Source organism: Caballeronia sp. LjRoot29 (assembly GCF_964252755.1).
Classification (GTDB): Bacteria; Pseudomonadota; Gammaproteobacteria; order Burkholderiales; family Burkholderiaceae; genus Caballeronia.
This window is the reverse complement of the sequence record NZ_CAXUPU020000069.1, coordinates 1-11432: the sequence shown is the minus strand read 5'-3', so window position 1 is coordinate 11432 and position 11432 is coordinate 1. Positions and strand designations below refer to the sequence as shown.

General features: G+C 60.9%; 9 protein-coding genes. 4 read left to right on the top strand and 5 right to left on the bottom strand.

Going from position 1 to position 11432, the window contains the following annotated elements; all coding sequences use genetic code 11:
• Positions 1 to 176: 176 nt before the first annotated feature.
• Genes fahA through ACSQ83_RS35495 form a run of 5 tightly spaced genes read right to left on the bottom strand, consistent with a single transcriptional unit; the run spans position 177 to position 5716 of the window.
• Positions 177 to 1502, bottom strand: coding sequence for a fumarylacetoacetase (gene fahA / locus ACSQ83_RS35515; protein WP_436231327.1), 1326 nt, complete (start codon positions 1500 to 1502; stop codon positions 177 to 179).
• A complete protein-coding gene (gene hmgA / locus ACSQ83_RS35510) occupies positions 1499 to 2851 on the bottom strand; it encodes a homogentisate 1,2-dioxygenase (protein ID WP_436231326.1) in 1353 nt (450 codons plus the stop codon). The genes fahA and hmgA overlap by 4 nt, the downstream gene beginning before the upstream one ends.
• 22 nt (positions 2852 to 2873) lie before the next feature.
• Positions 2874 to 3062, bottom strand: a complete 189-nt coding sequence (locus tag ACSQ83_RS35505; RefSeq protein ID WP_414955350.1) for a DUF2783 domain-containing protein — start codon at positions 3060 to 3062, stop codon at positions 2874 to 2876.
• An 11-nt stretch (positions 3063 to 3073) separates the two neighbouring features.
• Positions 3074 to 4741, bottom strand: a complete 1668-nt coding sequence (locus ACSQ83_RS35500; RefSeq protein WP_436231325.1) for an FAD-dependent oxidoreductase — start codon at positions 4739 to 4741, stop codon at positions 3074 to 3076.
• A gap of 18 nt (positions 4742 to 4759) precedes the next feature.
• Positions 4760 to 5716, bottom strand: a complete 957-nt coding sequence (locus tag ACSQ83_RS35495) for an MBL fold metallo-hydrolase (protein ID WP_414955352.1) — start codon at positions 5714 to 5716, stop codon at positions 4760 to 4762.
• Positions 5717 to 5902: 186 nt separating this feature from the next.
• Here ACSQ83_RS35495 and ACSQ83_RS35490 point away from each other — a divergent pair, with 186 nt between their 5' ends.
• The 4 genes from ACSQ83_RS35490 (at position 5903) to ACSQ83_RS35475 (ending at position 11315) form a co-directional block, all read left to right on the top strand.
• Positions 5903 to 6730, top strand: a complete 828-nt coding sequence (locus ACSQ83_RS35490) for an EAL domain-containing protein (protein WP_436231324.1) — start codon at positions 5903 to 5905, stop codon at positions 6728 to 6730.
• A gap of 502 nt (positions 6731 to 7232) precedes the next feature.
• Positions 7233 to 8624, top strand: a complete 1392-nt coding sequence (gene dalD, locus ACSQ83_RS35485; protein ID WP_436231323.1) for a D-arabinitol 4-dehydrogenase — start codon at positions 7233 to 7235, stop codon at positions 8622 to 8624.
• A 121-nt stretch (positions 8625 to 8745) separates the two neighbouring features.
• Entirely contained in the window at positions 8746 to 10227 is a 1482-nt protein-coding gene (xylB, locus tag ACSQ83_RS35480) for a xylulokinase (RefSeq protein WP_436231322.1), read from the top strand.
• A gap of 140 nt (positions 10228 to 10367) precedes the next feature.
• Entirely contained in the window at positions 10368 to 11315 is a 948-nt protein-coding gene (locus ACSQ83_RS35475; RefSeq protein WP_414955356.1) for a sugar-binding transcriptional regulator, read from the top strand.
• Positions 11316 to 11432 lie beyond the last annotated feature (117 nt).

Genomic DNA, 11432 nt, shown 5'->3' with positions numbered 1-11432 from the left:
CTGAAAAGCAGCAACCCGGCAATGAACCAGACCGCTAACACAGGAACCTGGCACCTCGGCATTGACCCCGACCGCTAACCTCGGAACCTAGCCCCCGGCATTGACCCCGACCGCTAACCCCGGAACCTAACAACCCGGCATTGACCCCGCCCCCTATCCCCATAACCGCCCCTCCCTCACCCTCCCTCCCCACGCGCAGCCAACACCACCCCTCGGCATTCGCCGAACCCCACCCGATATCCTTCACCCTGACACCATCCGGTGAGCGTCAATTCATCGCCATCCTCAATAAACCTGCGATCGCCGCCACCCTCCAACGCAATCGGCCGCTGCCCGTTCCACGTCATCTCAAGCAGACTTCCGCATGAATCCGGCGTCGGCCCGCTGATCGTGCCTGAACCCATCAAGTCACCCACACGCGTGTTGCAACCCGCCACCGTGTGATGCGCAAGTTGCTGCGCCATCGACCAGTACATCAGCTTGAAATTCGTCCGCGAAAGCTTTGTCGCCGACTCGGCCAGCACAGGCCGCAGATGCACTTCAAGTTCGATATCGAAGGCATGATTGCCAGCATGGCGCAGATACGGAAGCGGTTCAGGCTCCTGCTTCGGCGTGGCAGTACGAAACGGTTCAAGTGCATCGAGCGTAACGATCCACGGCGAGATCGTGGTCGCAAAACCCTTCGCGTTGAACGGCCCGAGCGGCACGTATTCCCACTGCTGGATATCGCGCGCGCTCCAGTCGTTGAGCAACACCATGCCGAAGATATGCGACTCCGCATCTTCACAATCAATAGGCTCGCCCAGCGCATTTCCCGCGCCGATAACAAACCCCATCTCCAGCTCGATATCCAGCTTCCGGCACGCGCTGAACACCGGCCGCTCGGCATCAGGCAACTTGATCTGGCCGCTCGGCCGGCGCACCGGCGTGCCGCTCACGATCACCGATGAAGCACGCCCGTTGTACCCAATCGGCATCTCCGACCAGTTCGGCAGCAGCGCGTTCTTCGGATCGCGGAACATGGAACCCACATTGGTCGCGTGCTCCTTCGATGAATAAAAGTCCGTGTACCCGGGGATATCGATAGGCAGATGCAGCGTGGCACTCGCCCGCGGCACAAGCGCGCGCGAGCGTAACGCGGGATCGTTTTTCAGCGTGCCGCAACCGGCTGCGAGCAGCCCGCTCACCTGGACGCGAACGCTTCGCCATGCATCGCGTCCCAACGCGATAAACGGATTCAACGTGCGCTGCGCAAACACGGCGTCGCCTTCGATCACCCCCGCGCGATGCACAACGGCAAGGTCGAGAATCCAGTCGCCGATCGCCACGCCCGCGCGCGGCAGCGGGTTGACTTCATCGGTGAAAATACCGAACGGCAGGTTCTGGATCGGGAAATCGCTCAAGCGATCGTTCGCGGATTCGATCCAGCTTTTAAGCGATGGAGCCCGCGTAGCTTCAAGCGTTTCGTGCGCATCCTGGTTAGGGCCGGCTGAAAAACTCATCGTTGCTCCGGGTTGAAATGTTTGGTCAATCCCTGCCAGCACTCGTAGTAATGTGCCTGCAATTGCGCAGTTTCCAGCGCGAAGCGAGTCGGCTTGATCAGCGTGCGAGTCTCGAACATGAACGCCATCGTGTCGCCCACCTTCACCGGTGTCGATGTATCCGCGTTCGATGCCTTCTCGAAGGTCTGCGCGTCCGGCCCATGTCCCGACATGCAGTTATGCAGGCTCGATCCGCCGGGCATGAACCCTTCGGATTTCGCGTCGTAGACGCCATGCACGAGACCCATGAACTCACTCGCGACGTTTCGATGAAACCACGGCGGCCGGAACGTATCCTCATTCGCGAGCCAGCGCGGCGGGAAAATCACGAAGTCGACGGCATCCACTCCCGGCGTATCCGTCTGCGATTGCAGCACAAGAAAAATCGACGGATCAGGATGATCGAAGCTGATCGAACCAATGGTGTTGAACAGGCGCAGGTCGTATTTGTACGGTGCATAGTTGCCGTGCCACGCGACCACGTCGAGCGGCGAATGGCCAATGTCCGCACGCCACAACACGCCGTTCATCTTCGCGACAAGTTCAAACGCGCCCTCGCGGTCCTCGTAAGACGCGTGCGGCGTGAGGAAATCGCGCGGGTTCGCGAGACCATTCGAGCCAATAGGCCCAAGGTCCGGCAACCTCAACAAAGCGCCGAAGTTCTCGCAGATATAGCCACGCGCGGCGCCGTCCGGCAACGCAACGGAAAAGCGCACGCCGCGCGGAATGACCGCTATTTCGAAGGGTTCTATATCGAGCCGGCCGAGTTCCGATGCAATCGATAAACGTCCTTCCTGTGGCACGATCAGCAATTCGCCGTCGGCACTATAGAAGAAACGATCCTGCATGGAACGGTTCGCGGCGTAGAGATGGATCGCGCAGCCTTGCATGGATTCGGCGGCACCGTTGCCGGCCATCGTCACCCATCCATCGATGAAATCCGTGGGCGCATCGGGCATGGGCAACGGGTCCCAACGCAACTGATTCGGCGGCGTGGGCGGCACCTCGGCGAAGTTCGCCACGAGCTTCGCGCGCAGGTTTTCACCTTCGATTTGCGTGAACGGTTGATGCACCGCCGCCGGCCGTATCCGATACAACCACGAGCGCCGGTTATGCCCGCGCGGCGCGGTGAACGCAGTGCCCGAAAGCTGCTCGGCATAGAGCCCATAGTTCACACGCTGCGGTGAATTGCGGCCGAGCGGCAGCGTGCCGGGCAACGCCTCGGTGGCGAAGTCGGCGGCAAAGCCCGATTGATAATGGCGGCTGGTTTCGGTGTGACTCGTGAATGCGCCAGGCGATTCTGGTTTCATGGGCTTGTCCTTTTCTACAGTTTCATACGCCGCTTCGCGCCATCGACATCGCTTCGCGCAGCACATCCATATCGCCGATCTGGTTCGATAACAGCAGGATCAACTTGGCGTTCACGAGTTGGCTTTCGTCATTGCCGAGGTCGCGATGCATATCGATCAGCGCTTCATAGAACGCATCGGGATCGGCGAGACGCAAGGTGGTATCGAGCATGGCGGACCTCATCACGCGGGCTGGGTTTCGTTCAGGGCGCAGGTCGCGCGGACGAGTGCCTGGCGAACGGCTTGGGGTTCTAACGAACGGGCGCGCATAGCAACATGCTGATCCGGGCGCAGCAAATAGAATGTGCCGGGCAGTGCATCGAATCGTTGGGTCAGGAGACCCTTCACGTCTTCCAGTATTTCGATGCCATCGCGCGGTTTGACATCGGAACCCCACGGTACGATCAGAATCAGCTTCAGTTGTGGACGCAAATCTTGCAACGCCGCTAACGCATCCATGGACTCACCAAACAGCAAGCCCGCGAAAGACCCGCCCACGCGCGGCAGGAACCACGCGTTCTGGCCAGCAAAAACCACGGGCGCATCCGCCGCCACCGCGCCGGGCACAAGCGCGCAATCGAAAGCATCGCGATCCGGCGTGCTCAACAGCGAATCATGCAGCACCGACGCCGTCGATAACCGCCCGCTGTTCACTATCCGCCGCGCAAACGCGCAATCTTTTGCGAGCCGCAAAGCGGCGTCGCGAAACACACGCGATACATCGCTCTTCGGCGTGATGAAATCGGTTGAACGGGTGGAGTGGCGAATGTTTTCATCGGCGGCGGCTTCGCGCTCGCTCGCATAGGAGTCGAGCAAGGCATCGCGCGCATCGCCGTCGATCACCAGTTTTAGTTTCCACGCAAGATTGTCCGCGTCCTGCACGCCGCTATTCGCGCCGCGTGCGCCAAACGGCGATACGCCGTGCGCCGAATCGCCCGCGAACAGCACACGCCCGTGACGAAACTTGTCCATGCGCTGGCATCGGAACGTATAGACGCTCACCCATTCCAGTTCGAATTCAACGCCGGGTCCGAGCAACGCGCGCACGCGCGGAATCACACGCTCCGGCGTTTTCTCCGCGATAGGGTCAGCATCCCAGCCCAACTGGAAATCGATACGCCACACGTTGTCCGGTTGCCGATGCAGCAACACCGATTGATTCGGATGAAACGGCGGATCGAACCAGAACCAGCGCTCGGTCGGGAAGTCGGCTTTCATCCGTACATCGGCAATCAGGAAACGATCCTTGAAAGTGCGGCCGTGCGTATCGAGATGCATGAGCGCGCGCACCGGGCTACGCGCGCCGTCGGCGGCGACTACGTAACGCGCGCGCAGCATGTACGGACCGTCAGGCGTGTCGATCTGCAGCGAAACGTATTCATCGGACTGCGTAATACCTGTGACCTTGTTATGCCAGCGGGCATCGAGCAAAGGCAACTCACGCGCCCGTTCAGCCAGATACCCTTCGACGTAATACTGCTGCAAGTTGATGAACGCAGGCCGCGCGTGATCCGCTTCGGGCAGCAAATCGAACGCGTACAGCAGGTCGTTTTGCATGAACACCTTGCCCACGTTCCAACTCACGCCCTTCGCGACCATCGGTTCGCCGCAGCCCAATCGATCGAAAATTTCGAGCGACCGTTTCGCAAAGCAAATGGCGCGCGATCCCGACGACAACGTGTGGTCATCGTCGAGCAGCACAACCGGGGTGCCCTGCTGCGCGAGGTCGATCGCCGTCGCGAGACCCACCGGCCCCGCGCCGATCACAACGACCGGATGCAGCGGCGCGCCACCGTCCTGATCCGATGAGCGCCGATACTCGAACGTCAGCGTCTGAAAGTTCGTATCCATGATCGATGTCGTCGCCAATCAGCTTTCGAGCGTCGCCCACATTTCCTTGTCGCGCTGCGCAGTCCAGATGCGCGGATCGCGATATTGCGTGGCTTCGTCAAAGGCGCGCGTGACGTCGAACGGCATGCAGTGGTCGAAGATGACCCAATCGCCGAACTTCGGTTTGAGCGCGGCGTACGTGAGCTTGTAGATCTCGTTCAGGTCCTTGCCGGCGGCGGCGCCCAGCTTCACCTGATTGAACAGTTCACTCACGAAAGCCCGCGTTCCCGCGATACCTTCCGCGACTTGTCGCGGCGTCTTTAGCGCCGCGCCGCGACCCGGCACGAGCTTCTCGGGATTGAATGCCGCGAGCGCGTCGAGCGTGGCCGGCCAGTCCTGGTAATAGGCATCGCCGCAATAAGGCGTCGCGCCGTATTCGACCAGGTCGCCCGACAGCATCACCTTGTCTTGCGGCAGCCACAACACCGTGTCGCCTTTGGTGTGGCCCCGGCCGAGTTGCATGATCTTCACTTCGAGCTTGCCCAACCACAACGTCATCTCGCCCTTGAAGGTGAGCGTCGGCCACGTCAGCCCCGGCACCGATTCCACCGCATTGAACAGCCGCGGAAACCGTTCGATCTCACTCTTCATGTCCTGCTCGCCGCGCTCAACGATCAGGTCGTAAGTGTCCTGGCTCGCGATGATCTCCTGCGCGCCATACGCCGACGCGCCGAGCACCCGCACCGCGTGATAGTGCGTGAGCAGGATGTATTTGATGGGTTTGTCAGTGACTTCACGAATCCGGCGAATCACGTCCTGCGCCATGACCGGCGTGGCTTGCGTATCGGCGACGAGCACCGCGTCGTCGCCAATCACAATGCCCGTATTCGGATCGCCCTCTGCCGTGTAGGCATAAGCGTGCTCGGAGAGGCGCTCGAATGTCACCTTCTTTTCCGTCAAGTCCGCCTGCGATGCAAATTTCTTCTCGCCAGCCATAAGAGTCTCCTGAGGGTTTGCTTTTCAATTACGCATGGTAAAACGAATTACGATAAGTGAAATTACTGTTAACCCTAGTTATATCCCGCGAGTTGGTTTCGCCTCATATGAATATGTGGATTTTGTGCAAGGCGTCATGCGCGGCACTGCTACCATCGACGTTACACCTCTCAAACCGTCCACTTGATGATTGCCCCATCCGTCCAGCAACTCGTTTCCCGCGCCTCGGACTACCCGTTTCCCGGCGCGCGCATTGTCATGGGCGAAGGGGCGAGCGCGGGTACGGCCGTCGCGTTTTACGAAGGGTTTTGTCTGGCGAGCGCGTACGAGCCTATCTTCGATGTCACCACGCGCGGCTTGCCGCAATCGCTGACGGCATCGGTGGAAAGTGCTGAGCGATTCGGCGATGAACTCGGATTCCAGGCACTGACGCTCACCGGCGATGGCGCCTCGTTCGATCCATTCGCGCAACTCGACGACGACCCGAGGCTGGTCGAACTCGACCGGCTCTCACGCGCGTTGCACGCGTTTAATTTCTTTGGCGCGCAACGGCCCGGTCTGCTGTTCCTGCGCGTTCACGAGCGTCTGCTAAAGAGCGTGAAATACGATCACGGCAAGCACTTCTCTTCGGTATTGATCGAGTTCGGGTTGAACCCGGCGCGGATCGTGATTGAGTTGCCGTCGGCGGCGGTGGCGCACCGGACCTTCCTTGGGTATCTTGTGAAGAGTTATCAGAAGTACGGATTCAAGGTCGCGGGAAATTTGCCCAATGCCGGACAGATCATGTCGGTCTCTGACATGGCGCGGCTGGATTTCATCAAGATGGATGCGGGGATGGCACTGCGGGATTCTGTGGTGAAACCGTTGGTGGGCTATGCGCATCGGCTGAAGATTCCGCTCATATTCAGCCATGTTGGAGACGAAGCGCAATTCGAAGCGCTTCAACAATTCGATGTGAGTTTTGTGCAGGGCGCCGCGTTCGAAGCGCATGCGATCGGGCCGGCGGGACGGTAGGAGCGTTCGCACTTTCCAACCGCGTGCGCCCACCCGGACAAACAAAAATCACCGGGCGGCGAGCCCGCCATCACAACGCCCGAGATCATCGCGGCAGCGTCACTCAGCGAAAACAAAATCAGCGTGGCCGCATCGCCCGGCTCAACAAATCTCCCCAGAGGAATGCCCTTCAACGCCGGATCGGGTGCCGCGGGTTTCCTCCATGCCTTGATTGCCGGTTAGCCCCACCACTACTAGCGACTCAGCATTTGTGCACCGCAATAGCTTTCAGATCGCGGCGTCACGTCCACGTCGTCACTAACAAATCCACGCAAAAACACAAACGGAAATGCTGCGCAGTGCCTTGACTTTCATCGAATCGAATACGATCATTCGCTCACAGAACGAGCAAATGATCGACGCAACACGGATTTGGCTCTGCGCCACCCGCGTTTCGGCGACGACGAGACACAGCACAGCGCCCGGCACCGCATGAGGCGCATCCAGATCAGAGGAAGACGACATGACTACCGAAAGCCACGCAGCCGCCGACGTGATCCTGCACATCGGCGCGGGTTCTTTTCATCGTGCGCATCAGGCGTGGTATCTGCACAAGCTGATTGAATCCGGCGACACCCGCTGGTCGCTCACGGTCGGTAATATCCGCGGCGACATGAATCCCGTGCTGGAAGCACTAGCCGCCCAAAACGGCACCTACACGCTGGAAACCGTCACGCCGCAGGGCGAGCGGGCGTATGAAACCATCCGCTCGATCACGAAGGTCGTGCCGTGGGCCGCGGACCTGAACGCGCTGGTGGCGGCGGGCGCTGCGCCCGAATGCAAGATCGTGTCGTTCACGGTGACCGAAGGCGGTTATTACCTCGATGAACACCATAAACTCGACACAGCAAATCCGGATCTGGCCGCCGACCTGAAAGGCGCCCGCACGACAATCTATGGCGCGCTCGCCGCCATTCTCGGCGCCCGCATGAAGCAAAATGCCGGCAAGGTGACGCTGCAAAACTGCGACAACCTGCGCAGCAACGGTGATCGCTTTAAAGCCGGCATGCTCGAATTCCTGCAGTTGCGCGGTGAGACTGCGTTGCGCGACTGGATGATCGCCAATACGGTGTGCCCGAACGCGATGGTCGACCGCATCACGCCGCGGCCCACGCCCGATGTCCGCGAGCGCGTGCTCGCCGCCACCGGTTTCGACGATAAAGCCCCCGTCATGGGCGAAGCGTTTATCCAGTGGGTGATCGAGGACGAATTTATTGCGGGGCGGCCGGCATGGGAGAACGTCGGCGCGGAAATGGTGCACTCCGTGCTGCCGTATGAAGAGGCCAAGATCCGCATCCTCAACGCGACGCATAGTTGTATCGCGTGGGCGGGAACGCTGGTCGGGCATCAATACATTCACGAAGGCACGCAAGACGCCGATATCCGCAAGTTCGCCGAAGCCTACGTCACCGAAGACGTGATCCCGTGCCTGTCGCCGAGTCCTATCGATTTAGCCAAGTACCGCGATGTCGTGCTCGACCGCTTCGTCAATCCGTATATCCAGGACACGAATCAACGCGTGGCCGCCGATGGCTTCTCCAAGATCCCGGGGTTTATCGCGCCGACCTTGCGTGAATGTTTTGCGCGCCACGTCGATCCGAACGCCACGGCCATGTTGCCTGCGCTGTTCTTCCGCTTTCTCGAACGCTGGCACGAAGGCAAGTTGCCGTACGCGTACCAGGATGGCGTGATGGACCCCGCCACGGCGCACGCTTTCTTCGAAGCCGACGATCCGGTGAAGGCGTTCGTCGCCGATAAACTGCTCTGGGGCAGCCTCGCGCAAAGTGCCGACCTGGAGCGCGTGCTGCGCGCGGCGCTGGTCCGCGTCGACGAATGGCTCGCCAAGCGGGCCTGATCTGCTCAATCAACTTCTTCCTGCCCGTCCGGTGTTATTGCCAATGGCGTAACACCGGCAGCGGCGCTACATTAGCGCCTCCGGTTTCCCGCGGCTTTTAGCCTTCATCAAGGGTTCGTCCATGTATTTAGGCATCGATCTCGGCACCTCCGAAGTAAAAGTTCTCCTGCTCGCGAGCGACGGCACCGTCGTCGGCACGGCGGGCACACCGTTCACCGTATCGCGCCCCAAACCGCGCTGGTCCGAGCAAAATCCGCTCGACTGGTGGGACGGCACGCGCGCCGCGCTCTTCGCTCTACGCGATAAATTCCCGCAAGAGTTCGCGCAGGTGCGTGGCATCGGTTTGTCGGGACAGATGCACGGCGCGGTGCTGCTCGACTCAGAGGATCGCGTGCTGCGGCCGGCGATCCTTTGGAACGACATGCGCAGCGACAAGGAATGCGACGAGCTGACCGAGCGTGCGTCGGAGTTGCACCAGATCGCCGGCAATCTCGCGATGCCTGGTTTCACCGCACCGAAGTTGCTGTGGGTGCAGCACAACGAGCCGGACATTTTCAATCGGACGGCGTGCGTGTTGTTGCCGAAGGATTATTTGCGGCTGCATCTCACGGGGACGAAAGTATCCGATCCGTCCGATGCCGCCGGCACGTTGTGGCTCGATGTCGCGCGCCGCGACTGGTCGGATGAACTGCTCGCCGCGTGCAACATGACGCGCGCCCAGATGCCGGCGCTGGCCGAAGGCAGCGAGCCGTCGGGCACATTGTTGCCCGAGTTGGCCCGCGAACTTGGTTTGCGCGACGGCGTGCTCGTCGCGGCCGGCGGTGGCGACAATGCGGCAAGCGCGGTGGGTATAGGCGCAACGGAACCGGGCGATGGCTTCCTCTCGCTCGGGACGTCGGGCGTGCTGTGCGTGGTTGGCGATCGCTTCCGGCCGAATCCATCGTCGGCGGTGCATGCGTTTTGTCACGCCATTCCCGATCGCTGGCATCAGATGAGCGTGGTGTTATCGGCTGCGAGCTGCCTGCGCTGGGTCTGCAAACTCACCTCCACCGATGAACCCACGCTGCTCGCTGAAATTGCCGCGCTTGATCCTGCGGCATTGGAAATTGCGCCGCTCTTCCTGCCGTATCTCAGTGGCGAGCGCACGCCGCATAACGACCCGTACGCGCAAGGCGTGTTCTTCGGCATGACGCACGCAACTGATCGCGCGTTGCTTGGTTATGCCGTGCTCGAAGGCGTGACGCTCGCGCTGACCGATGGCCTCGATGCGTTGCAAGCCGCCGGCACGGAAGTACACGCGCTGTCGCTGCTCGGCGGCGGTGCGCGCAGCAAATACTGGGGCCAGTTATTAGCCGATGCCCTCAACACCCGCACGCGCACGCATGGCGGGGGCGAGACGGGCGCGGCGCTTGGCGCGGCGCGGCTTGGCTGGCTGGCCGCGGGTGGCGATCCGGCCGTGGTGCTTGCCAAGCCGCCTGTGAAGGATGAGTTCATCCCGAACGCGGAACGCCATGCGATCCTGCGGCAGCGGCTGAAGGGATTCCGCGAGTTGTATCAGCACGTGCGGCCGTTATTTGATCCGGCGCGTCCGCGGCTCGCGTGATGGTTTGCATGATGACTTAGACGGCGCTGGCGAGTTTTTGCCCTCCGGCGCCGAGCGTGCACAATGTCGACCTTTCGCGTGTCTTTATGGCGCGCGATTCTCTTTGTATTCGACACGAACGACCCAGACATCGAGCCACCGTGCCCAAGTCCAACGAAAAACTCGATCTCGCCACCCGCGCCGCGTGGCTGTATTACGTCGCCGGGAATACGCAGAATGAAATAGCGGAGAAGCTGCAGATCTCGCGGCCCGTCGCGCAGCGGCTGGTTGCGTTCGCGGTGGAAAAGAACCTGATTCGCGTGCGCGTGGATCACCGGATTGCCGATTGCCTTGCGCTGGCCGCGAAGTTATCGAAGCGATACGGCTTGTCGATGTGCGAAGTCGTGCCTATCGATGGCGATTCGCCTGAGCAAGTGGACCGCAAGCTGGCGGTCGCGGGTGCGCAAGTGATGGAGCGTTATCTCACCGATGAAAAACCGCTGGTGATCTCGATTAGCACCGGGCGAACGCTGAAGGCCGTGGTCGCGCAAATCGGGCAGCTGGAGCGTCCGCAGCATCGCTTGGTGTCGATGGTGGGCGCGATCGCCCAGGACGGCTCTTCGAACCGCTACGACGTCGCGCAGCACCTTTCCGAGAAGACCGGTGGCAAGCATTTCATGTTGCCTGCGCCGTTGATGGCCGATAGTCGCGCGGAGCGGGAGCAGTGGTGCAATCACCGGTTGTATCGGATTGTGGATGCGTTGTCCGGGAACGCGGATGTCGCGTTTATCGGGATCGGCAATATTGGGATCAATTGTCCGCTGCATGAGGACGGGTTTATTACGACCGCCGAAGTGGAAGAGATGATGCAGGCTGGGGCGGTGGCTGAGTTGCTCGGTTTGCCAATTGATGCGCAGGGTGTGCGCGTGGTGTCGACTACCGGCGAGCGTGTGACGAGTTTGCGATTGGATGCTCCGCCGAAGCGGCCGACTATTGGGTTTGCCGGCGGGTTGAGGAAACGTGAGGCGGTGATCGCGGCGTTGCAGGGGAAATGGCTTTCCGGGCTCGTGACCGATGAGTTGTGCGCGCAGGCCGCGCTGGACGCTTGAAGGTGGCCGGGGTGAGGGGTGAGTGTGGTGGGTTCTGCGTTAACGGTCGGAGTCAGTGCCGGGTTGCACGGGTTCTGTGTTAGCGGTCTGGTTCATTGCCGGGTTGCTGCTTTTCAA